Genomic DNA, 24,913 nt, shown 5'->3' with positions numbered 1-24,913 from the left:
CCATGTTCACCCTCGCCCTGCGCTCCGTCCGGCAGCGCCCCGGCCGCTTCATCGCCACCCTGCTCTCCGCCTTCCTCGGCGCGGCGATCATCATGACGTTCAACTCCCTGCACGACACCGCGGGCGCCCGGGGCGTCGACGACGTCAGTGCGGACACCCTCACCACCGCGGCGAGCGTGGTCGGCGGCTACGGAGCGCTCCTGGTGTTCTTCGCCATCGCCTCCACCCTGACCGTGAACGTACGCCAGCGCGGCGAGGAGATCAGCCTGCTGCGCAGCACCGGGGCCACCCCGGCGCAGATCAAGCGCATGGTCGTCGGCGAGGCCGTGACGGTCGCCCTCGTCGGGGCGCTGCTCGCCGTCGGGCCCGGGATGCTCGGCGGGCGGGCGCTGCTCTCGATGTTCAAGGACGGCGGGCAGGTCGCCGACGGCGTGGACTTCTCCTTCGGTCCCATCGCCCTCATGTCCGGCATCGGCATCACGTTGCTCGCCTCGGTGGGCGCCGCGTTCCTCGCGGTGCGCCGTGCGACCAGGGCGGCGGCCGGTGCGCCCCGGCGCCGGGGCAGGGTGCGGAACTCCGCCGCCTGTGCCGCCGTCGTGGCCGGTGCCGCGTCCGTGCTCTCCACCTTCGCGTTCGACGCGAAGGACCCCGCCCTGATGGCCACTCCGGCCTACGGCGCCATCCTGCTCTCCGTCGGCTTCGCCCTGCTCTCGCCCCGCCTGCTGCGGGCGCTGCTCGTCGGCCTCGCGGGACCGCTGGAGGCGCTGACCGGACCGAGCGGCTATCTGACCGTGCGCACCATGCGGCGGCGGGCCGACCAGCTCGCCGGAGTCCTGATGCCGCTCGTCCTGTTCACCGGCATGGCCACCGCGACGCTCTACATCCAGGCCGTCGAGAGCGACGCGATCAAGGCGTCGGGCCTCACCAAGTCCGTCGAGGACAAGAACCTGGAGACCCTGAACTTCACCGTCGTCGGCATCATCGTGGTCTTCTCCTGCATCATGCTGATCAACAGTCTGTACGCCGCGACCTCCTACCGGAGCCGCGAGTTCGGCCAGCAGCGGCTGGCCGGGGCCACTCCGCGACAGGTGCTCGTCATGGTGGGCGTCGAGGGACTGGTCCTCACCCTGACCGGCCTGTTCCTCGGAACGGTGGCCGGGATCGCCGGCATCCTGCCGTTCACCTCGGTACGGACCGACGCGCTCCTGCCCGGCCAGGGACTCGGCATCTGGCTCGCGATCGTCGGGGTCGCCACCGCGGCGACGATGATCACCAGCGTCGGTACGGCGCGCCGGACGCTGCGCACTCCGGCGGTGGAAGCGGTGACCCTGGCAGCCTGACGGCTCCGGATCAACGGGTGGGGTTCCGCGCGACGCGGAACCCCACGTCGTCGATCCGGAACGTCGGATGGCTGCGGCGCCGCACCGAGGCCCGGCAGCTCCAGTGCTCGTCGAACCAGCCACCGCCGCGCAGCACCCGATAGGTGCCGTACACCTCCGGGTCGTAGAGGTCCCAGCACCACTCCCAGACGTTGCCCAGCATGTCGTGCAGGCCCCACGCGTTGGGCTGCTTGCCGCCCACGTCGTGGATCCGTCCGGAGCCGTTGCCGCCGTGCCAGGCGATCTCGTCGAGCGGCCCGTACCGCGCACCGGCCGTACCGGCGCGGCACGCGTGCTCCCACTCGGCCTCGGTCGGCAGCCGGTAGCCGTCGGCGGACGGGTCCCACTCGGCTTCATCCTCGCCAGAGGGCAGGCGGTAGGCGGGTGTCAGACCCTCGCGTCGGGACAGGGCGTTGCAGTAGTGGACCGCGTCCAGCCAGGAAACGCCCTCGACTGGCAGCCGGTCGCCGCGCGCGGTGCTCGGCCGCTCGCCGGTGACCTGCGCGTACTGCTCCTGCGTGACGGGGAACGGCGCGAGTTCGTGGGCCGCGACCTCGACCGGCCAACTGCGCTGCGTCCGCCGGTCCGACAGCGTCACCAGCCCTGCCGGGACGCGGATCATCTCGTTCTCCGTACTCATGCTCATCTCGACAGCAGGCGGGCCGCGCGCATCTGCAGGTAGCGCGTCTCGGGGATGCTCAGCGTACGCCTGGCCGCCAACTGGTAGGCGGCGCGGGCCGCGTCCGTCTCGCCCGCCCGCTCCAGGAGGTGGGCCCGCACGGCATCCAGCCGGTGATGACCCGTCAACCGGTCCTCCAGCTCGGCGACTTCGGCGAGACCGGCGCGTGGCCCGTGCACCATGGCCACGGCCACGGCCCTGCTGAGCAGGGCCATGGGTTCGGGGATACGGCGTACGAGGATGTCGTAGAGGGCGAGGATCTGCGGCCAGTCGGTGTCGTCGGCGCGCTTGGCCTCGTCGTGCAGCGCCGCGATCGCCGCCTGCAACTGGTAGGCCCCCGCGGGGCCTTGGGACAGGGCCTGCTCGACGAGGGCGCAGCCCTCCTCGATCGCGCGCCGGTCCCAGCACGAGCGGTCCTGTTCGTCCAGCGGAACGAGCTCCCCGTGCGGTCCGGTGCGCGCCGCGCTGCGCGCCTCGGTGAGCAGCATGAGCGCGAGCAGTCCGGTCACCGCGCCCTCCCCGGGCAGCAGCGTGCGCACGGACCGGGTGAGCCGGATCGCCTCACGCGCCAGGTCCGCGCGGTGCAGGGCACTGCCGGAGGTCGCCGTGTACCCCTCGTTGAAGATCAGGTAGAGCACCTGGAGCACCACCGCGAGCCGCTGGTCACGGTCCGCGGGGCCGGGCTGCCGGAAGGGCACGCCCTTGACCTTCGCCTTGGCCCTGCTGATCCGCTGCGCCATCGTCACCTCGGGCACGAGATGGGCGCGGGCGATCTCGGCCGTGGTCAGACCGCCGACCGCGCGCAGCGTCAGCGCGACCTGCGCGGCGGGGCTCAGCGCCGGGTGGCAGCACAGGAAGAGCAGGGTCAGGGTGTCGTCGTCGGACGGTGCGCGGCTCTCGCCGGGCGCGGGCGCCGTGAAGGTGTCCCGCGGCGAAAGCTGGGCCGCCTCCTCCTCCCGCCTGCGCCGCGCCTCGTCACTGCGCAGCTGGTCCATGAGCCGCCGCGACGCGACCCGGATCAGCCACCCGCGCGGGTTCTCGGGAACGCCCTGCTCGGGCCATTGCCGCGCCGCGGCGAGCAGGGCCTCCTGCACGGCGTCCTCGGCCTCGCCGAAGTGCCCGTACCGGCGCAGGAGCGCGCCGAGGACCTGCGGCGCGTGCAGGCGCAGCAGGTCCTCGACCTCGCCTCGAGGTGTCAGCACTCCGCGTCGGGGCCACCCATGATGGGGCGGATCACCACGGGGTACAGGGGCGCGCCCTCGGGAACCGGGCACTGCTGGATGCGGTTGGCGATCTCCGTGACGCGGTCCAGGCTCGCGCAGTCGAGGACCCAGTACCCGGCGAGCACTTCCTTCGTCTCGCCGTAGGGACCGTCCGTGATCACGGGGCGGCCGTCCTTGTCCACGTCGACCAGTCGGGTCCGCGCGGGCTCGGCCAGGCCCTGCGCGTCGACGATCTCGCCGGACTCGGCCAGATCGTCGTTGAGCGCGCCCATGAAGGCGAACATCGACTGCAGGTCCTTCTCGCTCCACGCCGGGCTGGTCGCGTTGGCCTTGCCACTCTGCGCCGCGTAGTCCGCCTGCGTGCCCTGAACCATCACCAGGTACTTCATGATGCTGCTCCTCGGCTGTGCGGTGGTCACCCCTTGTGGGCAACTCTCACAGGGGACGTCGGAGCGGACGACCCGTTCTCGACACTACGCCGGAACAATTTCCGTGCCCTGCCGAAGCGAGCCGCACGGACCGCTCCCACCAGGACGTTTTGGTGGTCCCCGAACCGATGCGCGGCTACGGTCCGACCATGACATACGCACAGCGAGCCGAGCAGTTCCGCGCCCTGCACCGCACCGGCGAGCCCCTCCTGCTGCCCAACGCCTGGGACCACGCCTCCGCCGCCGCGCTCGTCCACGGCGGCTTCCCGGCGATCGGCACCACCAGCCTGGGTGTGGCCGCAGCCGCCGGCAAGGCGGACGCCACGGGCGACACCCGGGAGGAGACCCTGCGCCTCGCGCACGGCCTGGCCCGGCTGCCCGCGCTGGTCACCGTGGACATCGAGGGCGGCTTCAGCGACCGGCCGGGTGAGGTGGCGGCGCTCGCGGCGGAGCTCGCCGGGGCGGGGGTCGTGGGCGTGAACATCGAGGACGGCCGCCCGGACGGGACGCTGACGGACACGGCTCTGCAGTGCGAGCTGATCCGCGCCGTCAAGGAGACGGCCCCCGATCTGTTCGTCAACGCGCGCACGGACACGTACTGGCTGCGCGCCGGGGGAGCGGGCGAGACCGAGCGCCGGGCTGCGGACTATCGACTGGCGGGCGCCGACGGCCTGTTCGTGCCCGGCCTTCAGGACGAGAAGGTCATCGCGGGGCTGGTCGAAGGGGCGCTCGGCATCCCGCTGAACATCCTCTACGCGCCCGGTGGCCTTACCTACCCGCGCCTCGCGGAGCTCGGTGTGCGCCGCGTGAGCAGCGGCTCGCTGCTCTTCCGTGCCGCGCTGCACGGAGCCGTCGAGGCGGCGCGCTCGATCGCCGCGGGCGGCGCCGTGCCGAAGGACCTGCCGTCGTACGCGGACGCCCAGGCGCTCTCGGCGGCCTACGGAGAGGCGGAATAGCCGGGCGGGCGCGTACGCGCTAACGGCGCACCCCGTCCGCGTCCAACTCTTCGCTTCCGTCCGGCCGTTCGCCCCCGCCGTCTCCGGCGCGCTTCTGGTCGCCGTGCCCCGGCCACCACGCCGCATGCCCGATGAGGGCCGTCAGCGCGGGCGTGAAGATCATCGCCATGACGAAGGCGGCGATGAGGATGCCGAAGGACAGGGAGAAGCCCATCTGGGAGAGCGTCGAGTTGCCCGCGAGCATCAGTGTCGCGAACGTGCCCGCGAGGATCACGCCCGCCGAGCCGATCGTCGGGCCGGAGTGCCGGACCGCCGTGCCCGCCGCGTCGTGCGGGGTACGGCCCTCGCGGGCCTCCTCGCGCAGCCGCGACACCATCAGGATGTTGTAGTCCGTGCCGAGGGCGACCACGAACAAGTACATGATCACGGGCAGCATGAACATCAACCCGGGCTGGCTGCCGATCTGCTGGAACAGCAGCGAGGTAGCGCCCAGGGTCGCGCCGAAGCCGAGCGCGACCGACAGCATCAGGTACCAGGGCGCCACCAGGCTCCGCAGGAGCAGGCCGAGGATGACCATGATGGCGAGCGCGGCCACCGGGAAGACCACCGAATAGTCGCGGTCCACGGCCTTGTTGATGTCGACGTACACCGCCGTGGTGCCGCCCACCAGCGCCTCGGTCCCGGTCGGCGCGTCCTCGTGGGCGAGTGGGCGCAGCCGGTCCTTGACCGTGGCGAGGGCCTTGTCGGATGCGGGCGGATCCGAGAGGACCACGGAGTACGAAGCCGTCGTACGGTCCGGGCTCAGGCGGGGCGCGGAGACCTCGCCGACGCCCTCGACGCCTTCCAGCCGGCCGCGGAAGGCGGCCGCGCGCGCCGCCGGGATCGGTCCGTCGTCCGTCGAGGTGAGGTAGACGGAGGTCGGGTCGGTGGTGCCCGCGGGGAAGCCCTTCTGGAGGTTGTCCAGGGCGACCATCGACTCCTTGTCCTTGGGCAGCGAGGAGCCCGCGAGGTCGAAGTTGGCCTTGTATCCGAGGGCGCCCAGCGTGAGCGCGCCCATGAACAGCGCCGACACCAGGGCCCAGACCGCGGGCTTGCGGGCGATGGACGCGCCGAGCCGGGCGAATCCGGTGCCCTGCGGCTCCCGCTGCCACGACTTCGAGGGCCAGAACACCTTCGTGCCGAGCAGCGAGACGACCGCGGGGACCAGCGTGAGCCCGGCGAGCAGTGTCACGAAGACCGCGATGGCAAGGGCGGGGCCCATGGAGCGCAGCATGCCGAGCGAGGAGAGCGTCAGGGCGGCGAACGCGACGATGACGGCGCCGGCCGCCGAGGTGATCGCCTCGCCGACCCGCTCGACGGCATGCACCATGCCGCTCTTGGGATCCTCGCCCGCCCGCAGGGCCTCTCGGTAGCGGAAGAGCAGGAACAGGATGTAGTCCGTGCCGACGCCGAACAGGACGACGGTCAGGAGTTCCTGGATGGAGGAGTCGGCCTTCATGTCGAAGGCCTTGTTCGCGGAGGCGATCAGGCCGGTCGCCATCGGCGAGATGAGGCCGATCAGGACCACGGGCAGCAGCGCGATGATCGGGCTCCGGAAGATCACCAGGAGCAGCACCACGATGATCACGATGGTGCCGACGCCGACAAGGAGCCCGGCCCGCTCCGACGCGTCGCTCTCGTCCAGCGCCTGGGCGGCGGAGCCGGTGATCCCGGCGGAGAGGTCCGTGCCCTTGAGCTCGGGTTTGAGGTCGGAGCGCAGATCCTTGACCGCGTCCTGCTGTGCGGTGTCCTCGGGGTTGGTGATCTTCGGCATCGCGACGACCGACGTCCGCACGAGTTTGTTGGGCGAGACCGCGCCGGGCACGACCGCCTGCACCTCGGGGATCTTCTTGGCCTGCAGATCCTTGGAGATACGGGTGATGTCCGCGGAGTCGGCGGCCGTCAGCTTCCCTCCGTCGGAGCGCTGGAAGACGATGATCGCGCCGACGTTCTGCTGTTCGGGGAACTCCGATTCCTGCACGTCCGCCGCGCGGATGGACTCGTAATGGTCCGGGAGGAAGCTTGCCTCGTCGCTGCTGGAGGTGAGTTTCGGCGCCAGGGAGATCACGGCACCGGCGGCCACGACCCACGCCAGGATGATCCACCACGGGCGACGGACCACGAATCGGCCCAGGCCAGAGAACATCGGCTGCTGCCTCTCCCTCGCCCCCGAGGCGGAACAGAGCATTCTGACCCAGGATCTTCCGGAGCGGGCGGCCCCGCCACTTGGGCCGTTCGGCGCAAGGGCGGGGCGTGCCCGGGGACTCCCTGGGGAAGGCAGGCTGCCGTCAGAAGTTGATCATGTGCCCGGCCAGGCCGTGCACCGCTTCCTTGACCGCCTCGCCGAGCGTCGGGTGCGCGTGCACGTTGCGCGCGACCTCGTGCACGGTCAGGTCCCACTGCTGGGCCAGGGTCAGCTCGGGCAGCAGCTCGGTGACGTCCGGGCCGATCAGGTGGGCGCCGATGATCTCGCCGTACCGTGCGTCACTGATGATCTTGACGAAGCCGACGGTGTCGCCGAGGCCGTGCGCCTTGCCGTTCGCCATGAACGGGAACTTGGCGACCTTGACGTCGAAGCCCTTCTCCTTGGCCTGCGCCTCGGTCCAGCCGAAGCTGGCGATCTGCGGCTGGGAGTAGGTGGCCCGCGGGATCATCGGGTAGTCGAGTTCCATCGTCTCGGCGCCGGAGAGCGTCTCGGCGGCCACGATGCCCATGGACTCGGCGGTGTGCGCCAGCATCAGCTTCGCGGTGACGTCACCGATGGCGTAGATGTGCGGCACGTTCGTCCGCCCGCGCCCGTCGATGTCGATGGCGCCGCGCTCGGTCAGCGCCACGCCCGTCGCCTCCAGGCCGAAGCCGGTGACGTTCGGCGCGAAGCCGATGGCCTGCAGGACCTTGTCCGCCTCCAGGATCTCCTGCTTGCCGTCCTTGCCCGTCACGGTGACCTTCACCTTGGGGCTGGACTCGTCGATCGACTCGACGCGGGTCGAGGTCTTCACGTCGATGCCGAGCTTGCGGTACTGCTTGGCCAGCTCCGTCGAGACGTCCGCGTCCTCAAGGGGCGCGATGCGGTCGAGGAACTCGACGATCGTGACCTTCACGCCGTAGTTGTGCAGGACGTAGGCGAACTCGATGCCGATGGCACCGGCGCCCGCGATCACGATCGACTCCGGCACGCTGTCGGCGAGGATCTGCTCCTCGTACGTCACCACGCGCTCGGACCGCGCCGTGCCCGGCAGCAGCTTCGGCGTCGCGCCGGTGGCGATGATGCAGTTCTCGAACGTGATCGTGTCCGTGGAGCCGTCCGACTTGGCGACCTGGAGCGTGTTCGCGTCGAGGAACGTGCCCCGGCCGTCGAACTCGGTGATCTTGTTCTTCTTCATCAGGAAGTGGACGCCCTTGACGCGGCCGTCCGCGACCGTACGGCTGCGGTTGAACGCCTCGCCGTAGTCGAAGGAGACGTTCCCGTCGACCTTGATGCCGTACGTCTTCTGCTCGTGCGTGAACAGATGCGCCAGCTCGGCGTTGCGCAGCAGGGCCTTGGTCGGGATACAGCCGACGTTGAGGCAGACACCTCCCCAGTACTTCTCCTCGACGACCGCTACCCGCTTGCCCAGCTGGGCGGCGCGGATGGCGGCCACATAGCCGCCGGGTCCTGCTCCGAGCACGACGACGTCGAAGCGGTCTTCCATGGGGAGGTCCTCTCTGATGGAACGTGACTCACGTACGAGTGATGGTGCCGCTGGTGGGACGCGACCGCTGGTGCGGACGGCCCGATGCCACGATCATGCGTCATGTGGCCGCCCCGGTGGCGGGCGGGTGCCCCCGGTGGCGCGGCGCGCGAGAGGGCCACGTGGCCGGTCGGTCAAGTAGCTGCCCTCTGCCGGAGGTTCACTGTGCCCCACGATCCGCGTGCGCCGCATGTCACGCACAACCCGGACGAAGGAGCCGCTCTTCCTGATCTCCTTGTGAAGGACGCCTCAGCGCCACGACGTACGGCTGCACACCCACCTCCCACCGCCATGACCGCATGGGACGCCCTCGACATGACGACCCAGGGGTCCTCCCAACACCTTGGCCACGCCGACGAGTTGGGATACCTGCGCCCCGGCGCCTGTGCGGACCTCGTCGCCTGGGACCTCCACGAGGTGGCGCCGGCAGAGGCATGGACCACGGTCGTCGCGGGCCGTGTCCTGGTGTACCGGGCAACGAGAGGATCTACGAGTACGGGGGTTTGCTCCGCACGGCATGGCCATACACAATGGTGTGCATGATCCAGCACCTGACCGCCGACGTGAGGACCTTCGGGGTCCCGTGGCGTCGTGGGTGCGAGCGATCGGGTCGCTAGCTGCCGGAGTCCCTCTCCAGTCGGCCGGAGTTCCCTCTCCGTGCCGCCACCCGTTCACTCACAACTGAAGGATCACCATGACCGTGGTTTCCCCTGCCGTCTCTCCAGCCCCTTCCGGCACTGCGGGCGCTCCCGCGACGCTCCGTGACGCCCGCGTCCCCGCCGACGGCATGTACGAGGGCCGCCGCACCCTGAACCGCGTCCCCGAGGGCTGGGAAGAGCGCCCGTACGAACTGATCGACGTCGTCCCCCAGGGGCGGCTCATCGGCGCCGAGATCCGCGGCGTCGACCTCGCCGAGCCGCTCACGCCCGCGCTGCGCGAGGAACTCAACCGTGCCCTTCTGGAGTGGAAGGTGCTCTTCTTCCGGGGCGCCGGGATCACGTCCGAGCAGCAGCGCGCCTTCGCCCTGAACTGGGGCGAGCTGGAGACCAACCCGCTGCTCGCGCGCGGCTCTGCCGAGGACGTCGTCCGGTTCGACAAGGGCGGCAGCGCAACACCCACGTACGAGAACGTCTGGCACGCCGACGTCACCTTCCGCGAGCGTCCCGCGCTCGGCGCCGTTCTGCAGCTGCGCGAGGTCCCGCCGGTGGGCGGCGACACGATGTGGGCGGACATGGCGGCGGCGTACGACAACCTCCCCGACGAGGTGAAGGCCCGCATCGAGGACGCCCACGCGGTCCACGACTTCATCCCCGGCTTCGTCCGCTTCTACGGGCCCGAGAAGCTGATCCCGCTCCAGGAGCAGTTCCCGCCGGTCACGCACCCCGTGGTGCGCAGGCACCCGGAGACCGGGCGGCGGCTGCTCTTCGTGAACACGTCGTTCACCACGCACATCGTGGGCATGGAGCGGGCCGAGAGCGACCGGCTGCTGAGCTATCTGGTGCGGCAGGCGCAGGTCCCGGAGTACCAGGTGCGGTTCCACTGGCAGGCCGGTGACGTCGCCTTCTGGGACAACCGCTCCACCCAGCACTACGCCGTCGACGACTACGCCCCGCACCGTCGCGTGGCCGAACGCGTCGCGATAGCGGGCGACCGCCCCTACTGATCCTCCTCCTCGGAAGGAACCCCATGTCAGCCGCAGCGCGCTTCCCGTTGACGCCCGAGCCGATCCACGTCCCCGACGCGGTGCTCGACGACCTCGGGGCGCGGCTGCGGCTGACGAGGTGGCCCGACGACGTGGGCAACGACGACGGGTACTACGGCGTCCGCCGCGGCTACCTCCAGGAGCTGGCCGAGTACTGGCTGCACGACTACGACTGGCGCAAGGCCGAAGCGGCGATCAACTCCTATGAGCAGTACAGGGTCACGGTCGACGGCGTGCCGGTGCATTTCATGCGCAGGCCCGGCGTCGGCCCCGCCCCCACCCCGCTCATCCTCACGCACGGCTGGCCCTGGACCTTCTGGCACTGGTCCAGGGTCGTCGACCAGCTCGCCGACCCCGCCGCGTTCGGCGGCGACCCGGCCGACGCGTTCGACGTCATCGTCCCCTCCCTGCCGGGCTTCGGTTTCTCCGCGCCCCTGGCGGACCACCCCGACATGAACTTCTGGAAGGTCGCCGACCTCTGGCACACCTTGATGACCGACACGCTCGGCCACGAGAAGTACGCCGCCGCGGGATGTGACATCGGCGCCCTCGTCACCGGTCAGCTCGGCCACAAGTACGCCGACTCGCTGCACGCCATCCACATCGGCTCGGGCCAGAAGCTCACCATGTTCAATGGCGACCGGGGCTGGGACCTCAGTGGCGGACAGCCCATCCCCGAAGGCCTGCCCGAGCCCGCGCACCGCCAACTCCTCTCCCTGGAACGGCGCTTCGCCGCCCACCTGGCCGTGCACGTCCTCGGGCCGAGCACCCTCGCCTACGGGCTCAGTGACTCACCGGTCGGCATGCTCGCCTGGATCCTGGAGCGCTGGGACAAGTGGAGCGACAGCAAGGGTGACGTGGAGAGCGTCTTCTCCAAAGATGATCTCCTCACCCACGCCATGATCTTCTGGGTGAACAACACCATTGGCACGTCGATCCGCTATTACGCCAACGCCAACCGCTACCCCTGGACGCCGTCCCACGACCGCCGGCCCGTCATCGAGGCGCCCACCGGCCTCACGTTCGTCGCCCACGAGAACCCGCCCGGTGTCACCACCACCGAGCAGCGGGTCCAGAGCTGGCTCGCCGGCGACCGGGCCGAGTGGTACCACCACGTGAACCTCACCGCGCACGAGAGCGGCGGTCACTTCATCCCGTGGGAGATCCCCGACGGCTGGGTGGACGACCTGCGCCGCACGTTCCGCGGCCGCCGCTGAGGGCTGCCGCTCAGCTCAACGCCGGAGCGTGCGCTGCCACTTGACCTCGCCGTCCTGCCACTCGTCCGTGGGGGCCAGCCCTGCTGCGGTGGCGACGGCGGCCGAGGCCAGGTGGTCCGGATGGGCATGGGCGATGACACCGCGCACGGCGGGCTGCCCCGCCAGCCATGCGACGAGAGCGCGGGCGGCCTCCACGGCGATACCGCGCCCTTGCCAGGGAGTTCCGACGACCCAGGCGATCTCGGCGACGACGGCGCCGCTGCCGGTGGCGCCGGCGCCGGGGGAGTCCGGAGCGACCGTCGCCTGCACAGTCCCGACGAGGCACTCCTCTTCGCGCAGCCGCAGCACCCAGTTGCACCAGGAGACCGCAGGGTCGGGGGACCCGGCGGTCATCCGCAGGTAACGGGCACGCAGGGCCTGCGGATCATCGGGAGAACCGCCGATAAAGGTGTGCAGCCCCGGGTCGGCAAGCACGCGAGCCATCTCGTCGGAGTGCTCCACCTGAAGGGGCACGAGGACGAGACGGTCGGTACTGATCTCCTGGGCGCGGACCTCAAGCATGGAACGACACCCTTCACTTCACCGAGCCACCTACGCGCGAGGCAGCGTAGCCGAAGGGGCGGATGGGGCAGGCAGGGGTGCGGGTGAACAGGTGCAGCAGGATTGTCAGCGGTGGCTGTGGGGCCCTGACACCTACCCCTCGGACTCCTCCCGCCCGTGGCCACCGGACAACCCGGCCCGCGGCCATTGCGGCGTCACAGCGTTGGTCCTGCAGGACCTAGGCCGGAGGAGGTGGTGAGCGGCGGCGTCATCATTCCCCGTCCTCCCCGTCCTCTCCGTCCTCCCCGCATTCGCCGCCTTCGCGAGGAGTACGAGTTGCTGCGTGCCCGAGTCCTGGAGAAACTGGGCGCCGCTTGAGCAGGAAGGCCCGCTCGGCCGCGTTGTCGGTGTGGGCCAGGGCGGCGTCGTAGGCCCGCGTTGCTTCTTCGGTGCGGCCCAGGCGGCGGAGCAGGTCGGCGCGGACGGCGTGGAAGACGTGGTAGCTGTCGAGGGCCAGTTCGTCGACGAGGGGCAACGCCTCGGCGGGGCCCTTGACTTCGGCGACCGCCACCGCGCGGTTGAGCGCTGCCACGGGGCTCGGCGCAACGGCCAGGAGCTGGTCGTACAGCTGGAGGATCTGGCCCCAGTCCGTCGCGGCCGCGGTCGCCGCGTCGCTGTGGACCGCGTTGATCGCGGCCTGGATCTGGTACGGCCCCGGGCTGCCGCGGCGCAGGCAGCGGCGGACCAGCTCCTGCCCCTCCGCGATCAGGGCGGGGTCCCACGCGCCGCGGTCCTGGTCGGCGAGGAGCACGAGCCCGCCGTCCTCGGTGGTCCGTGCGGCCCGCCGCGACTCGGAGAGCAGCATGAGCGCGAGCAGGCCAAGAGCCTCGGGCTCGTCGGGCATCAGCTCGGTCAACAGCCGTCCCAGACGGATCGCCTCCGCGCAGAGGTCGTCGCGGACGAGGGTGTCGCCCGCGCTGGCCGTGTGCCCCTCGTTGAAGACGAGATAGACGACGGCGAGGACCGCCCGAAGCCGTTCGGGCAGGTCCGCATCGCTGGGGACCCGGTACGGGATGTGCGCGTCGCGGATCTTTCCCTTGGCCCGCACGATCCGCTGGGCCATCGTCGGCTCCGGCACCAGGAAGGCGCGGGCGATTGCCTGGGTGGTGAGACCACCCAGGAGACGCAGCGTGAGGGCCACCCGCGCCGCGGGAGCGAGCGCCGGATGGCAGCAGGTGAAGATCAGACGCAGTCGGTCGTCACGCACGGGTCCCTCCCAGGCCGGTGCCTCGTGGACGTGCAGCAGGGCGGCCTGCGCGTGCCGGTCCTCGCGGGACGCCTCCCTGCGGAGGCGGTCGATCGCGCGGTTGCGGGCGGTGGTGATGATCCAGCCCGCCGGGCTCGGCGGCAGACCGGCGGACGGCCACCGCTGCGCCGCCGTGGTGAAGGCCTCCTGGACCGCCTCCTCGGCGATGTCGATGTCGCCGAAGACGCGGACCAGTACGGCCACCGCCCGCCCGTACTCCTCACGGAAGACCCGCTCGATCACCTCAGGAGTGGCCTCCGGGGAACCTGATGTCACTAGCAGGCTCCGTGCTGCAGCGGCCTGACCTCGACGGGCAGGGTGATCGCACGGGCCACCTTCTCGCCCCAGGCGAGCGCCTCGTCCAGATCGGCGGCCCGGATGACGGTGAAGCCGCCCAGATGCTCCTTGCCCTCGACGTACGGCCCGTCGGTCGTGAGCACCTCGCTGTCCTTGAGGCGTAGGACGGTCGACGTGCTCGGCGGGAAGAGGCCTCCGGCGAACACCCAGGCGCCCGCCTCCCTGAGCTCGGCGTTCACCGCATCGACGGCACGCATGATCGGTTCGAGGATCTCCGGCTCCGGCGCGGGCCCGTCCGGCTGGTAGACGCTGATCAGGTACTGGTTCATGACTGCCTCTCCTCGGCGGATCGTCCTCGTGACCGGCCCGGTGCCGGTCTCTCACTCTCCGTCTCTCACCCTCTATACGAACGCCGACCGGCCGGATCGACACGAGATTCGCCATGAGGAGAGAAAAGATCCGACCGGTTCTTTCACCGGGCCGTCCCCCCCCCAGCCGTGGGACTAGCCGTCGGAGATGACCGCTTCGAGGTGCCGCAGCGCCGCCGTCACCCGCGCCGGATCATCGAAGAACGGGTCGTCCGGGACGGGCAGCGACCCCGCGAGGGCGAGCCCGCGGCCCCGCGCCCACGTCGCGTCGTCGACATCGACCGCCTCACGGAACGCGCCACGAGCCTCGTCCGGCAGGAACAGCCACGCGGGCAGCAGGTCGACCGCGGGGTCGCCCACGGCCAGAGTCCCGAAGTCGATGACGGCACTCAGACGGCCGTCGACGGCCAGCAGATTGCCGGTCGCCAGGTCGCCGTGGACCCACACCGGCGGGCCGTCCCAGGCGGGTGCCGCGACGGCCGCGTCCCACACGGCGGTCACCGCGTCACTGTCGACGAGTCCCGCCACCTTCAGCTTCGCGATCTTGGAGCGGACGAGGGAGTCGGCGAACAAGGAGTCGCACTCGGTGCCCACTCGCTCGCCGCGGAAGGCGTTGCTGAGCCGGGGGCCGGGACCGCCCGTGGGGTCGATCCGCCGCAGAGCGGTGGCGAACCCGGCCAGGTCTGCCGCCGTCCCGAGCGGATCGGCCAGGGAATCTGTGGTCGCCGTCTCACCCTCCAGCCACCGGTAGACGGACCAGGGGAAGGGGTAGCCCTCGCCCGGCTCGCCCTTGCCCAGCGGTGCGGAGATGGTGAGCGGCAGCTGCGGGGCCAGCCACGAGAGCCACCGCTGCTCCGCCTCCACCTGCCCGACCCACCGCCGGTAGCGCGGCAGTCGTACGGACATGTCGTCGCCGAGCCGGTAGGTCGCGTTGTCCATGCCGGAACGCGGGACGGGCGCGACGGGCAGGTCCGCCCACCGGGGGAACTGCGCCGCGATCAACCGGCGTACCAAGTCCGTGTCGATCGACGGATCACGGTCGTCCGGTCCGTCCGTCGTCATGTGCGCACCCCCCCGGCCATGGGCAGCGCCTCGGACGTCGCTCAGGGCGTCGTCCGAGGCGCTGTCGTGAATGTCGAAGCCTCATCCCACCGTCAGGGCCGAGGCCGCGTCCACCCAATTACCGTCGCGTGCACGGCAGTCGGGGTCAGAACGTGAGGGCCGCGCCTCCCGCGAGGTTCGCCCGCATCTCGCAGCTGTTGCCGAAGGTCGTGGACCATGCGACCCGCTTGCCCTCCCAGACACCGTCGACGGTGACCACGACGGGCTGCCATTCCTTCGTGCAGATCGCGCCGGGTGACGTGCGGACGAGCTGCGCGAACTCCCCGCCGACAGCGCGGAGTTCGGCACAGGCCGCGGACGCGGAGGGGTGGGTGCCCGAGGCCTTGGGCGCACAGGTCAGGGTCACGGCGCGTTCCATGGTCGCGGTGTCCGCCTCTTCGCCCTGTCCGACGGCGAGGACCAGCGACGAGGGCGCGTAGAGGCCGGCGCCTGCGGCCTTGGGCTGAGCCTGCGCCGTGCCGGCGGTTCCGGACATCACGCAGGCCGCCACGACTGCGGTGGCGCCCACCGTCTTGAGGAAGAAACGCACGTCAACTCTCCTTTGATGCGGGTGTGTTCCTGGTTGCGGACAGGAGTCTTGCCGGTGCGGAGAGTGAGGATCAAATGCATGGTCGATTTCCGGATGCATGTGTCCGCTGAGCGGTCACGGGACGGCTGTTCGGGCAGCTCAGGGCGGGCGTCGGAGATGCCGATGGAGGTGTGAGGGGTGTCCAACATATGGACCGGAGGCGGTGGTGCAAGCAAGAACAACTGCTTGACCTGCGACAACAGTTGTTTTGATTTTCTACCGGAATCGCGGGTCGACCGGAAAGCATCGGTGCTAAGGGCCGCGGGCCCGAGTCTGGGTCCGAGTCCGGGCCTAAGTCCGAGTCCGGGCCCAAGTCCGAGCCCGGACCCAAGTCCGGGCCTGTGCGCGCCTCAGCCCAGCCTGACCGTGATCCGCTGTGTGGCCCCCCTGGTCCCGCTGAGATCCCCGAAGGTCAGCTTGAGGGACGCGCCCGTGACCGCGGACGTGACCGTGGCGGGCTTGGCCGTCACCGCGGAGACGGCACGGTTCCAGGTGAGGGTCAGCGAGGTCTGCGCGCGCATCGGGTCGCTGACGCAGACGACTGCGGTGCCGTCGCCCTTCTCGCTGATCTGCACGGAGCAGGGCGCGCTCGCGGTCAGCTTCCCCACCGTGCCGCCGAACCAGAAGGTGACCCCGGTGAAGCCGAGGGCGGGCACGGAAACACCTTGCTGGTTGTCGGAGTTGGCCAGGACCTGCAGCCATCCGGTGTCCGCCGAACGCGCCGCCGTCTGCGCCGCGCTCGCGCCCGGCATCAGGACGTAGGCGTACGTCCCGTTCGTCGGGGCCGTGCCGTGGTCGACGTACATCGTGAGGTACTTGCGGCTGATCGCGGTCGTCGCGCCGCCCTTGTTGATGTCACTCCACTTGCCCGTGCGCTCCTCGCGCAGCGCCTTCACCGTCGCGCCGCCGGGGAAGACATAGCCGCCGTGGCCTCCGATGTGCGCCCACTTGGCGCCGGTGAGGGTCGCCGACCAGGGGCTGGTGGTCGGCTTGGTGGCGCCGTCCACCTGGAAGGGAGTGGTGCCCGTCGGGCCCAGGTTGCGGTTCTCGACGGTCGTCTCGACCGCCGCGCCGTCCGTGCAGGCGATGCCCGCGCCCAGGCAGACGATCGCGTCGTCCAGGCAGAACCACGACTTCTTCGCACGCAGCGTGCTCTGCAGCCCCTTCAAGTACTGCCCGATGGCAGCGCGTTGGCCGTCACTCGCGCCGCCCACCCACTTCACGTCCGGCAGGGACGCGCCCCAGTCGCCGCCCGCCGCGTCCGCGAGCGCCTTGCGGGACGCCGTGATGCCGGGCAGTCGGTACGGGTCGACGGTGGGCCAGAAGGCGTCGCTGTACTGCCCGTTGGCGTAGCTGTCGCCCCACCAATAGAGCATGCCGGAGCCGGTGTGCCAGCCGCGCAGGTTCTCGCCGTTGCCCGTCTCGTAGTACGTGATGCGGGGATCGGCCATGCTGATCGACGCCGCCCAGCCGGGGCGCCGGTGCGTGGCGCGGGCCATGCCGGGGAAGAGCCGGTGGCCGGTGGGTTCGGCGATCGCGGTCACCGACGCGTCGTCCTCGACGCCCTTCAGACGGGCCAGACTTGTCAGGCCGAGGGAGGGGTCGCTCAGTGGCGGGCTGTAGTAGTCGCGCCGCATCCAGCCCTTGACCAGGCCGCGCCAGCGCGCGTTCTCGGCCGCGCTCGCGCCCTGACCGAGGAGCACCACGGCCGCCATGATGGGGTGACCGCGCCGGTGGTCGTCCGCCTGGATCTTCTTGGCGTCGGACGCGGTGAGGCCACGGCTGATGGCGCGGCCCGCGACGCCGTCCATGACGAGGCCGTTGTAGATGAACGGCGCCCACGCCTTCTCGACGGCATCGAAGATGATCTGCTTCTTGGTGTCCGTGACCTCCCAACTGGAGCCGCGCAGCAGGGCGAAGAGCATGCCGAGACCGCCCAGCATCACCGATCCGTAGGACCCCGTGTAGGGCACGGTGGTGTGCTGGATGAACGAGCCGTCGGTGTAGAGGCCGTCGCCGGCCGTCACGTACGGGAAGACGGGGGAGAGGGCGTCCCTGGCCAGCGCGATCTTCGCGGCATCGGCGCCGACGACCCCGCGCAGCGCGAGCACGCGGCACAGGTCGACGCGGTTCGCGCCGGTGCTCGTCCCGGTGTAACTGCCCACCGCCGAGTCGGGCACGAAGTGGTCCACGGCCTTGCAGTAGTCGGCCACCTGGGTCGCCGACAGCTCGTCGTACATCAGCACGCAGACGTCGAGGAGGTTCTGCGGGGCGCCTATCTGCCAGCTGTACCAGTTGCCGAAGCGTGCCTGGGTCTCGTTGTAGACCTCGCTGTAGAGGTGGTCGAGGCCGGTGAGGATGTCCGCCTTGAGGTCCGCGTCGCCGGTCAGGCCCGTGCCCGCCTGGCGGTAGGCCTGGGCCATGGTGTTGAGCCTGCTGTAACCGGTTACCACGTTCGCTGAATAACCGTACGACTCCTGGTCGGTGTCCGGGTCGGGATCCGCGTACGAGATGTCCGGCCACAAGGACCCCGTGGCGGGCGCCATCGTGTCGCGCAACTCCCGTGCCGTGGCGCCGAGTTCGGTGAGGCGGCTCTTGAAGGGCTCGGCCGTCGGGGTGAAGCCCTCGCCGAGTATCAGGGTGCGCCACCTGGCCCGCAGTGCTTCGTACGCGTCTGCCTCCGCCTCCGCTGCCGCCCCCTCGGAGGTCAGCAGTCCCGAGGCCGTGAGGCCGAGCGCGGAGCCGCCGGTGGCAAGGAGGAAGCCGCGACGGGACCAGGGAGAGTGCATGGGGTCTCCGATGGTGAGGTGGGGGAGGCAGGTGACAGGAGCGGGGCGCTGGAAGAGCAAGCGCTTTCTAGCATGGGTCCGGGCCACTGCTCAATGGGTTGCGCAAGGCGCTGTAGCGTCAGGGGCATGAGCGATCACGCAGTGGTGGATGTGGGCGACGTACGCCTGGCCTATCGGACCTGGGGCGACTCGTACGGGGCGCCCGTCGTGCTGCTGCACGGGCTCGGCGGTTCCTCGCAGACCTGGGAGCAGGTCGGGGAGACGCTCGGCCAGGAGTGGCGGGTGTACGCGCTCGATCTGCGCGGGCACGGGGAGAGCGACTGGCCGGACGAGTACTCGGTCGAGCTGATGCGGGACGACGTGCTCGGCTTCCTCGACGAGCTCGGCCTCGACCGCGTCGGCGTCGTGGGGCACTCCATGGGCGGCGTCGTGGCGTACCTGCTCGCCGAGGAGCACCCGGACCGCGTCGAGCGTCTCGTCCTCGAGGAGACGCCGCCGCCCTATCCGCGCGACTGGGTCGAGACCCCGCGCCCCGACGGGGCCATCGACTTCGACTGGCCCGTGTCCCCCGCGGTCCGCGCCCAGATCTTCGACCCCGACCCCGAGTGGGCCGAGCGGCTCGGCGAGATCGTCGCGCCGACCCTCATCGTGGCGGGCGGCCCGGACAGCACCATGGCGCAGGATCGCATCCCCGACATGGCGACGGCGATCCCCGACTCCCGGCTGATCACGATCCCGGTCGGGCACTCGGTACACGAGGGGAGCCCGCAGCAGTTCGCGGAGCAGGTCACCGAGTTCCTCACCAGCTGAGCGCTCGTGGCGTGGGCCATGAAGGCGCGAGCCCTGGAGCGTGGCGCCATGAAGGTGCGGGGCGCGGACGACCGCGCCCCGCACCTTCATGGCGTGCGTTACGCGGGCCGGGGCCGCGACTGGTAGAGGCGCGTGTAGTAGCGGCCCTCCGCCTCCAGGCCCGTGGGATCGTCACCGGCCTTCAGCACCAGGTCCACCGCGCTGCTCTGCTCGCCGGGATCGGTGAACAGCCGCTGCGGATAGGTCCGTTCGGGGTCGGTCTCGGTGGCGAGACCGTGGGCGTCCAGGGTCGCCAGGATCTGCCGGAAAGGCACCGTCCGCAGGACGAACGCGCTCACCCACACCGGAAGGTCCGTCGCGCCGAGGAGCGCGTCGAAGGTCCGGTGGGTGATGTAGCCGATGCCGCCGGTGACCGTGATCAGGCCGACGCGCCCCACGGCGCGGCGCAGCCCGTCGCTGGGCGGGTGACGCTCGAGGTTCTCGGCATAGGCCTCGTCGAGCAACCCCACCTCCAGGGCGTAGCGTGTCGCGTTCTCCGCCGTGTCCAGGCCGATGACCGGGACCGCGTCCGCCCGCCGCCGCGACGCGTAGAACTCCTTGTCGGCCTCGACGAGCTCGCCCCGGGTGAGGGCGGCGGTCTCGTCGCTCGTGTAGTGCGCGTACAGGTCCGCGAGTGTGAGGTCGTGGTTGAGCAGCGCCGCGTTGATCCCGTAGGAGCAGCAGAGGTCCAGGACCGTGACGGGGAGGTGGGTGCCGCGCACCGCGGACCGCAGCCCGAGCGTGCGCCGGAAGACGTCCTGGGCCTGCTGCGGTATCTCGTACTCGAAAGGGGCCAGCGTGCGGAAGTACGTGCGGGGGTCAGGCTGGTTGTAGATCTCGTCGAACCGGGTCTTGCCTGCCGCGGTGGTGGTTCGGGCACCGGTCATGAGGCATGCCTCCTCGTGCTGAGTGGCGGGTCTACGGCCGCGATACGTCTACCTGACCCATGGCTCAACCCGATAGACCTCCTGGCGGTAACCGGCCATCACGCCGGTCAGGAGTCCTTGATACCGCCCCGGCCTCTTGTGTTTGCACGCTGGTCGAAGCCCGATGACCCGCTGTCGGCCAAGGGCGCCTCCGAAGCTGGTTCAGGCCCGAACGGCTGGGACCATGTCTATGCCGCCGCCGGTCGTTCCGGTTTCGGCCCCGCCGCCGTGGCCGGTGGTGCGGGCGGCAACGCCTGCGTCTGCTGGGCCTTCTCCAGGAAGCGCAGAAGCTCCACGGGGAAGGGCAGCACGAGGGTCGAGTTCTTCTCGGCGGCGACGGCCACCACGGTCTGCAGCAGCCGCAGTTGGAGCGCCGCGGGCTCCTCCGACATCTCGTGTGCCGCCTGCGCCAGTTTCTTGGAGGCCTGCAGCTCGGCGTCCGCGTTGATCACGCGGGCCCGCCGCTCGCGGTCCGCCTCGGCCTGGCGGGCCATCGACCGCTTCATCGTCTCCGGGAGCGACACGTCCTTGATCTCGACCCGGTCGATCTGCACGCCCCATCCCATGGCGGGGGAGTCGATCATCAGCTCCAGGCCCTGGTTGAGCTTCTCGCGGTTGGAGAGCAGATCATCCAGATCGCTCTTGCCGATGATCGACCGCAGAGACGTCTGCGCCATCTGCGACACCGCGAAGCGATAGTCCTCCACCTTGATCACCGCGTCCGCCGCGTCGACCACCTTGAAGTAGATGACCGCGTCGACGCGCACCGTGACGTTGTCCCGGGTGATGCCGTCCTGCGCCGGGACCGGCATCGTCACGATCTGCATGTTCACCTTGTTCAGCCGGTCCACACCGGGAACGATCATGGTGAAGCCCGGTGGGCGGACGGTCTCCCGCAGCCGGCCCAGGCGGAACACCACGCCCCGCTCGTACTGCTTGACCACGCGGGCCGCCGACGCCACGTACACGAGCCCGGCAGCCGCGACCGCGGCTCCGGCTGTGAGCAGCTCTTCGAGCATGACGACCCCCTTCTTTCGAGTCGCCCGTCTCATTACCAAGATATGCCCAGCTTTGTCCAGGGTCGAGCCCGGGCCGCTCCGCCGCTGACTAGGGTGGGTGCGGTGTTCACCTCCCAGGGGCCCACGCTCCGAGAACTGGCCGTGCAGGCGCTCTCCTCCGTCGAGGACGGCTACGACCTGCTGGCCCCGAAGTTCGACCACACCCCCTTCCGTACGCCGGACCGGATCCTGGACGCGGTCGCGGACGCGCTGGGCGGTCTCGGGCCGTTCGACGCGGGTCTCGACGTCTGCTGCGGCACCGGCGCGGGTGTCGAGACGCTGCTGCCGCTGTGCCGGGAGCGGGTCACCGGTGTCGACTTCAGCGCCGGGATGCTGGCCGAGGCGCAGGCCGCCGTGGCCCCTCCGGGCGGTGGCGGCCCCGCGGTGGAGTGGGTGCGGGCCGACGCGCGCGCCCTGCCCTTCGCCGGGGCCTTCGACCTCGCGGTGAGCTTCGGGGCGTTCGGGCACTTCCTGCCCGCCGAGCGGCCCCGGCTGTTCGCGGAGATCTGCGGGGCGCTGCGGCCCGGCGGGGTCTTCGCCTTCCCGATCGGTGCGCCGCCGCGCCTGACGTCGCCGCTGCACTGGGCGCTGCTCGGCTTCGACGTGGCGATGCGGGTGCGGAATCTGCTCTGGCGTCCGCCGTTCGTCATGTACTACAGGACTTTCCCGCTGCGGGGTGTCGTCGAGGACCTGCTCCGGGCCGGGTTCACGATGCGGTTGCACCCGCTGGAGGAGTTCGGGCGCCGCGCCGACGGCAGCCCCCGCTGGTGCCTCGTCGAGGCGCGGAAGGTCTGAGGCCGCGGGGCGGTGTGGGCACGGGGCACCGGGCCGCTGAGGTCACGGGGTCACTGGAAGGCCCTGCGGTACGCCTGCGGGCTGACTCCGGCGACGCGCTTGAAACGGTCGCGGAACGCGGTGGGTGAGCCGAAGCCGACCTGGACGGCGATGCGCTCCACGGAGTGCCCCGTCGTTTCGAGCAGGTGCTGGGCCTGCCGGACGCGGGTGCGGTGCAGCCACTGCAGCGGTGTGCTGCCGGTCTGCTCCCGGAAGCGGCGCAGCAGCGTGCGGGTGCTCATGCCCGCCCGGCCCGCGATGTCCTCCAGGGTGAGCTCGCGCGCGGCGTTCTCCTCCAGCCAGCGCAGCAGCGGTTCGAGCTCCGAGCCCTGCGGTGTGGGCGGAGCCTCGGAGACGATGAACTGGGCCTGACCGCCCTCGCGTTCCAGGGGCATCACTGAGAGGCGGGCGGCATCCGCGGCGACGGCGGAGCCGTAGTCCCGGCGGATCAGATGCAGACACAGGTCGAGCCCGGCGGCGGCGCCGGCGGACGTCAGGATCTGCCCGTTGTCGACGTAGAGGACGTCCGGGTCGACGTCGATGTCGGGATGGCGTTCGGCGAGCGCCGCCGCGGCCATCCAGTGGGTGGTGGCACGGAGCCCGGACAGCAGGCCGGTCGCGGCCAGCGTGAAGGTGCCCGCGCAGATGGAGGCGATCCGCGTGCCGTCGGCCGCCGCGTCCCGCAGAGCGTCGAGCACCGCGTCGGGGACCGGCCGGGACACGTCGGCGGTGCCCGGCACGATGATCGTGTCCGCGTCCGCGAGCCCTTCCAGGCCCCACGGAGCCCGCAGGCTGAACAACCCGGCGTCGATCTGCGGCGCGGCAGCACAGACGCGGACCCGGTAGCCGGGCCGACCGCCCGGCAGGCGGGTGCGGCCGAAGACCTCGATGGGCGTGGACAGGTCGAACGGGATGACGGTGTCCAGCGCCAGGACGGCCACGGTATGCATGGCGGCAACGTACGGCAGAGTCGCGATCCCGCCAAGCGCGTGCGCGGGCAATGTGACCTCGACATCTTCGCGTGTACTGGCCCGGGGCTCGATGGCGGTATCTCTGCGAAGCCTGTCACTAATGCCACTGTTCGGTGGGTGGGGGCCCTGGCTAACCTCGGCGACCGGGTCCCGATCGGGAGCCGCCTGACTCCGCCGACTTCGCCGCCTCCGCCCGTCTTCGCCACACTCCGCCGTTCTTCGCATCCCGAATCCCGAGGGCCCCTGTGACCAAGTTCTTCCTGACGCTGCATGTGCTGGCCGCGATCCTCGCCGTCGGCCCGGTCACCGTCGCCGCCAGCATGTTCCCCGCGGCCCTGCGCCGAGCCCAGGCCGACCCGCGGGACGCGGCGGCCATCGCCTCGCTGCGCCTGCTCCAGCGCATCTGCTCGGTGTACGCGTTCGTCGGCGTCGCCGTCCCCGTCACCGGATTCGTGACCGCGGGCAGCCTCGGCGTGCTCGGCAGCGCTTGGCTGATCGCCTCGATCGTCCTCACGATGGCGGCGGCCGTGGTGCTCATCGTCCTCGTCCTGCCGCGGCAGGAGGCGGCGCTCGACGCGGTGACCGGGGGAGACGGAGGCAGGGCGGACGGCGACACTCACGGTCAACTGGCCGAGGGAACGGGCGTGGTGGCCGTGGGGGAGCGCACCAGCTCTCAACTCGCCATGTATACAGGGGTGTTCAATCTGCTCTGGGCCACCGTCACCGTCCTGATGATCGTCCGGCCCGGTTCCACGACCGGCGCCTGATCCCTCGTACGGGCGGTCAGATCGCTGTTGACCCTCGCGGAGCGAAAGCCCTAAGTTCGGTGAACGCGCGTTCACCAGCGCTTTCCGTACCACGGGGGTATCAGGAATGGTCCGTGCACGACATGCGTCACAGCCACCGCATGCACCACAGGGTGCGAAGGCCTCCGAACCGGCAGCCCTGCCACCGGACGCCGCCCTGTATGTGGAGCTGGCGCTGGACGACGCCGACCAGGAGCGACTGCGTGCCGCCGCACCGGGCCCGGTCTGGTTCACCGGACCGGACTCCGACTCCGAGGCCGACGCACGCGTCCTCGCCGCATCCCACATCGCCCTCGGCAACCCGAGGGCGGACCGGCTGGAGAGGGCGCCGCACCTGCGCTGGCTGCAGCTCGCGTCCGTCGGCATCGACCGCTATACGGGCCTCGACTGGCCGGCCCTCGGGCAGCGGCTCACCGTCACCAACCTCGGCGGTCTGTTCGCCGACCCGGTCGCGGAGACCTGCCTCGCGGGCATCCTCGCGCTCTATCGCGGAGTCGACGTGCTGGCCGGACTCCGCGCCGGGGAGTCCTGGTCGAAGCTCGACGTGCGGCCCGGCCTGCGGCTCCTGAGCGACGCGAACGTCCTCATCCTGGGCAGGGGAAACATCGCCCTGCGGCTCGCCGGACTCCTCGCGCCGTTCGGCTGCTCCGTCGCGCACTTCGCTCGGGGCGCCGCCGACATCCGCACCATCGAGGAACTCGACGCCAGGCTGCCCGAGTTCGACGTCGTCGTGGGACTGCTGCCGGGCACGGACGAGACCGCGGACCTCTTCGACCGGCGGCGCATCGACCGGCTGCGCCCCGGCGCGGTCTTCGTGAACGCGGGACGCGGCACCCTGGCGGACGAGGACGCCCTCGTCGCCGCCCTCGCCTCCGGCCGGCTCGGCGGCGCGGTCCTCGACGTGACCCGCGAGGAGCCGCTGCCCGCCGGACACCCGCTGTGGAGCTGTCCGAACGTGATCCTCACCCAGCACACCGCGGGCGGCTCAGGCGACGAGACACAGCGGATCGTCGACCTGTTCCTGCACAACTGGCAGCGGCTCGCAGGTGGCGAGCCGCTGCGCAACGTCGTGCGCTGGTCCCAGGGGTACTAGCCGCGCCGTCCGAGGAGTGCGGGCGGTCCGAG

Annotated in this window: 23 protein-coding genes and 1 pseudogene; 10 read left to right on the top strand and 14 right to left on the bottom strand. The window is 70.8% G+C overall.

Features of this window, described 5'->3' with window-relative positions; translation table 11 throughout:
* Positions 1-2: 2 nt before the first annotated feature.
* On the top strand, positions 3-1,340 hold the full coding sequence (locus AB0E78_RS12710; protein ID WP_361831278.1) for an FtsX-like permease family protein: 1,338 nt from the start codon (positions 3-5) through the stop codon (positions 1,338-1,340).
* 10 nt (positions 1,341-1,350) lie between these two features.
* On the opposite strand, the gene AB0E78_RS12705 is transcribed toward AB0E78_RS12710, so the two are convergent.
* Genes AB0E78_RS12705 through AB0E78_RS12695 form a run of 3 tightly spaced genes read right to left on the bottom strand, consistent with a single transcriptional unit; the run spans position 1,351 to position 3,670 of the window.
* The gene (locus tag AB0E78_RS12705; protein ID WP_361831276.1) at positions 1,351-2,025 is read right to left on the bottom strand and encodes an SUMF1/EgtB/PvdO family nonheme iron enzyme; all 675 of its coding nucleotides are present in this window, start codon (positions 2,023-2,025) and stop codon (positions 1,351-1,353) included.
* Positions 2,022-3,257, bottom strand: coding sequence for a sigma-70 family RNA polymerase sigma factor (locus tag AB0E78_RS12700; RefSeq protein ID WP_361831760.1), 1,236 nt, complete (start codon positions 3,255-3,257; stop codon positions 2,022-2,024). Before AB0E78_RS12700 ends, AB0E78_RS12705 begins: the two co-directional genes overlap by 4 nt.
* A complete protein-coding gene (locus AB0E78_RS12695) occupies positions 3,254-3,670 on the bottom strand; it encodes a YciI family protein (RefSeq protein WP_361831274.1) in 417 nt (138 codons plus the stop codon). The genes AB0E78_RS12700 and AB0E78_RS12695 overlap by 4 nt, the downstream gene beginning before the upstream one ends.
* A gap of 188 nt (positions 3,671-3,858) precedes the next feature.
* Between AB0E78_RS12695 and AB0E78_RS12690 the strand changes: the two genes are divergently transcribed.
* A complete protein-coding gene (locus AB0E78_RS12690) occupies positions 3,859-4,665 on the top strand; it encodes an isocitrate lyase/phosphoenolpyruvate mutase family protein (RefSeq protein ID WP_361831272.1) in 807 nt (268 codons plus the stop codon).
* Positions 4,666-4,684: 19 nt separating this feature from the next.
* On the opposite strand, the gene AB0E78_RS12685 is transcribed toward AB0E78_RS12690, so the two are convergent.
* Together AB0E78_RS12685 and lpdA are read right to left on the bottom strand one after the other, a co-directional pair.
* Complete coding sequence (locus AB0E78_RS12685) at positions 4,685-6,850, bottom strand: MMPL family transporter (RefSeq protein ID WP_361831270.1); 2,166 nt, start codon at positions 6,848-6,850, stop codon at positions 4,685-4,687.
* Positions 6,851-6,992: 142 nt separating this feature from the next.
* Complete coding sequence (lpdA, locus tag AB0E78_RS12680) at positions 6,993-8,396, bottom strand: dihydrolipoyl dehydrogenase (RefSeq protein WP_361831268.1); 1,404 nt, start codon at positions 8,394-8,396, stop codon at positions 6,993-6,995.
* An 84-nt stretch (positions 8,397-8,480) separates the two neighbouring features.
* Between lpdA and AB0E78_RS12675 the strand changes: the two genes are divergently transcribed.
* The 3 genes from AB0E78_RS12675 (at position 8,481) to AB0E78_RS12665 (ending at position 11,354) form a co-directional block, all read left to right on the top strand.
* A complete protein-coding gene (locus AB0E78_RS12675) occupies positions 8,481-8,978 on the top strand; it encodes an amidohydrolase family protein (protein ID WP_361831266.1) in 498 nt (165 codons plus the stop codon).
* 244 nt (positions 8,979-9,222) lie between these two features.
* Complete coding sequence (locus AB0E78_RS12670; protein ID WP_361831758.1) at positions 9,223-10,098, top strand: TauD/TfdA family dioxygenase; 876 nt, start codon at positions 9,223-9,225, stop codon at positions 10,096-10,098.
* A gap of 23 nt (positions 10,099-10,121) precedes the next feature.
* Positions 10,122-11,354 carry an epoxide hydrolase family protein gene (locus AB0E78_RS12665; RefSeq protein WP_361831263.1) on the top strand — a complete coding sequence of 411 codons (1,233 nt, stop codon included), beginning with the start codon at positions 10,122-10,124 and terminating at the stop codon, positions 11,352-11,354.
* 15 nt (positions 11,355-11,369) lie between these two features.
* Here AB0E78_RS12665 and AB0E78_RS12660 read toward each other — a convergent pair whose 3' ends face one another.
* On the bottom strand, positions 11,370-11,915 hold the full coding sequence (locus AB0E78_RS12660; protein ID WP_361831260.1) for a GNAT family N-acetyltransferase: 546 nt from the start codon (positions 11,913-11,915) through the stop codon (positions 11,370-11,372).
* A gap of 115 nt (positions 11,916-12,030) precedes the next feature.
* Between AB0E78_RS12660 and AB0E78_RS12655 the strand changes: the two are divergent.
* A pseudogene (locus AB0E78_RS12655) lies at positions 12,031-12,272 on the top strand (hypothetical protein).
* Here AB0E78_RS12655 and AB0E78_RS12650 read toward each other — a convergent pair.
* The 5 genes from AB0E78_RS12650 to AB0E78_RS12630 form a co-directional block, all read right to left on the bottom strand.
* On the bottom strand, positions 12,166-13,476 hold the full coding sequence (locus tag AB0E78_RS12650; protein WP_361831257.1) for a sigma-70 family RNA polymerase sigma factor: 1,311 nt from the start codon (positions 13,474-13,476) through the stop codon (positions 12,166-12,168). The pseudogene AB0E78_RS12655 and the gene AB0E78_RS12650 overlap by 107 nt on opposite strands.
* Positions 13,476-13,826: a YciI family protein gene (locus AB0E78_RS12645; protein WP_361831254.1), complete on the bottom strand. Its 351-nt coding sequence runs from the start codon at positions 13,824-13,826 to the stop codon at positions 13,476-13,478. The genes AB0E78_RS12650 and AB0E78_RS12645 overlap by 1 nt, the downstream gene beginning before the upstream one ends.
* Before the next feature lie 174 nt (positions 13,827-14,000).
* Positions 14,001-14,927, bottom strand: coding sequence for an aminoglycoside phosphotransferase family protein (locus AB0E78_RS12640; RefSeq protein ID WP_361831251.1), 927 nt, complete (start codon positions 14,925-14,927; stop codon positions 14,001-14,003).
* Positions 14,928-15,072: 145 nt separating this feature from the next.
* Positions 15,073-15,462 carry a subtilase-type protease inhibitor gene (locus AB0E78_RS12635; protein WP_361831756.1) on the bottom strand — a complete coding sequence of 130 codons (390 nt, stop codon included), beginning with the start codon at positions 15,460-15,462 and terminating at the stop codon, positions 15,073-15,075.
* A 443-nt stretch (positions 15,463-15,905) separates the two neighbouring features.
* Positions 15,906-18,344, bottom strand: coding sequence for a polysaccharide lyase 8 family protein (locus AB0E78_RS12630; RefSeq protein WP_361831248.1), 2,439 nt, complete (start codon positions 18,342-18,344; stop codon positions 15,906-15,908).
* Positions 18,345-18,470: 126 nt separating this feature from the next.
* Between AB0E78_RS12630 and AB0E78_RS12625 the strand changes: the two genes are divergently transcribed.
* Positions 18,471-19,154: an alpha/beta hydrolase gene (locus AB0E78_RS12625; RefSeq protein WP_361831245.1), complete on the top strand. Its 684-nt coding sequence runs from the start codon at positions 18,471-18,473 to the stop codon at positions 19,152-19,154.
* Between the two features lie 98 nt (positions 19,155-19,252).
* Here AB0E78_RS12625 and AB0E78_RS12620 read toward each other — a convergent pair whose 3' ends face one another.
* Positions 19,253-20,080 (bottom strand): hypothetical protein, encoded by an 828-nt coding sequence (locus tag AB0E78_RS12620; RefSeq protein WP_361831242.1) that lies wholly within the window; start codon positions 20,078-20,080, stop codon positions 19,253-19,255.
* 227 nt (positions 20,081-20,307) lie between these two features.
* On the bottom strand, positions 20,308-21,138 hold the full coding sequence (locus AB0E78_RS12615; protein WP_361831239.1) for a slipin family protein: 831 nt from the start codon (positions 21,136-21,138) through the stop codon (positions 20,308-20,310).
* Between the two features lie 102 nt (positions 21,139-21,240).
* Between AB0E78_RS12615 and AB0E78_RS12610 the strand changes: the two genes are divergently transcribed.
* Entirely contained in the window at positions 21,241-21,972 is a 732-nt protein-coding gene (locus tag AB0E78_RS12610) for a class I SAM-dependent methyltransferase (protein WP_361831236.1), read from the top strand.
* A gap of 50 nt (positions 21,973-22,022) precedes the next feature.
* Here AB0E78_RS12610 and AB0E78_RS12605 read toward each other — a convergent pair whose 3' ends face one another.
* Positions 22,023-22,961 carry a helix-turn-helix domain-containing protein gene (locus AB0E78_RS12605; protein WP_361831233.1) on the bottom strand — a complete coding sequence of 313 codons (939 nt, stop codon included), beginning with the start codon at positions 22,959-22,961 and terminating at the stop codon, positions 22,023-22,025.
* A gap of 266 nt (positions 22,962-23,227) precedes the next feature.
* Between AB0E78_RS12605 and AB0E78_RS12600 the strand changes: the two genes are divergently transcribed.
* Together AB0E78_RS12600 and AB0E78_RS12595 are read left to right on the top strand one after the other, a co-directional pair.
* Complete coding sequence (locus AB0E78_RS12600) at positions 23,228-23,749, top strand: hypothetical protein (RefSeq protein ID WP_361831231.1); 522 nt, start codon at positions 23,228-23,230, stop codon at positions 23,747-23,749.
* A gap of 106 nt (positions 23,750-23,855) precedes the next feature.
* The gene (locus tag AB0E78_RS12595) at positions 23,856-24,881 is read left to right on the top strand and encodes a D-2-hydroxyacid dehydrogenase (RefSeq protein WP_361831228.1); all 1,026 of its coding nucleotides are present in this window, start codon (positions 23,856-23,858) and stop codon (positions 24,879-24,881) included.
* Positions 24,882-24,913 lie beyond the last annotated feature (32 nt).

The organism is Streptomyces sp. NPDC032198, assembly GCF_040636975.1.
GTDB lineage: Bacteria > Actinomycetota > Actinomycetes > Streptomycetales > Streptomycetaceae > Streptomyces.
This window is presented reverse-complemented; position numbering and strand designations above follow the sequence as displayed.

Bases quoted from the DNA above. Each gene is read 5' to 3' on its own strand.
- AB0E78_RS12710 (WP_361831278.1), top strand. From the start codon at position 3: ATGTTCACCCTCGCCCTGCGCTCCGTCCGGCAGCGCCCCGGCCGCTTC.
- AB0E78_RS12705 (WP_361831276.1), bottom strand. From the start codon at position 2,025: ATGAGCATGAGTACGGAGAACGAGATGATCCGCGTCCCGGCAGGGCTG.
- AB0E78_RS12695 (WP_361831274.1), bottom strand. From the start codon at position 3,670: ATGAAGTACCTGGTGATGGTTCAGGGCACGCAGGCGGACTACGCGGCG.
- AB0E78_RS12690 (WP_361831272.1), top strand. From the start codon at position 3,859: ATGACATACGCACAGCGAGCCGAGCAGTTCCGCGCCCTGCACCGCACC.
- AB0E78_RS12685 (WP_361831270.1), bottom strand. From the start codon at position 6,850: ATGTTCTCTGGCCTGGGCCGATTCGTGGTCCGTCGCCCGTGGTGGATC.
- lpdA (WP_361831268.1), bottom strand. From the start codon at position 8,396: ATGGAAGACCGCTTCGACGTCGTCGTGCTCGGAGCAGGACCCGGCGGC.
- AB0E78_RS12675 (WP_361831266.1), top strand. From the start codon at position 8,481: ATGCCACGATCATGCGTCATGTGGCCGCCCCGGTGGCGGGCGGGTGCC.
- AB0E78_RS12670 (WP_361831758.1), top strand. From the start codon at position 9,223: ATGTACGAGGGCCGCCGCACCCTGAACCGCGTCCCCGAGGGCTGGGAA.
- AB0E78_RS12665 (WP_361831263.1), top strand. From the start codon at position 10,122: ATGTCAGCCGCAGCGCGCTTCCCGTTGACGCCCGAGCCGATCCACGTC.
- AB0E78_RS12660 (WP_361831260.1), bottom strand. From the start codon at position 11,915: ATGCTTGAGGTCCGCGCCCAGGAGATCAGTACCGACCGTCTCGTCCTC.
- AB0E78_RS12645 (WP_361831254.1), bottom strand. From the start codon at position 13,826: ATGAACCAGTACCTGATCAGCGTCTACCAGCCGGACGGGCCCGCGCCG.
- AB0E78_RS12640 (WP_361831251.1), bottom strand. From the start codon at position 14,927: ATGACGACGGACGGACCGGACGACCGTGATCCGTCGATCGACACGGAC.
- AB0E78_RS12635 (WP_361831756.1), bottom strand. From the start codon at position 15,462: ATGTCCGGAACCGCCGGCACGGCGCAGGCTCAGCCCAAGGCCGCAGGC.
- AB0E78_RS12630 (WP_361831248.1), bottom strand. From the start codon at position 18,344: ATGCACTCTCCCTGGTCCCGTCGCGGCTTCCTCCTTGCCACCGGCGGC.
- AB0E78_RS12625 (WP_361831245.1), top strand. From the start codon at position 18,471: ATGAGCGATCACGCAGTGGTGGATGTGGGCGACGTACGCCTGGCCTAT.
- AB0E78_RS12620 (WP_361831242.1), bottom strand. From the start codon at position 20,080: ATGACCGGTGCCCGAACCACCACCGCGGCAGGCAAGACCCGGTTCGAC.
- AB0E78_RS12615 (WP_361831239.1), bottom strand. From the start codon at position 21,138: ATGCTCGAAGAGCTGCTCACAGCCGGAGCCGCGGTCGCGGCTGCCGGG.
- AB0E78_RS12605 (WP_361831233.1), bottom strand. From the start codon at position 22,961: ATGCATACCGTGGCCGTCCTGGCGCTGGACACCGTCATCCCGTTCGAC.
- AB0E78_RS12595 (WP_361831228.1), top strand. From the start codon at position 23,856: ATGGTCCGTGCACGACATGCGTCACAGCCACCGCATGCACCACAGGGT.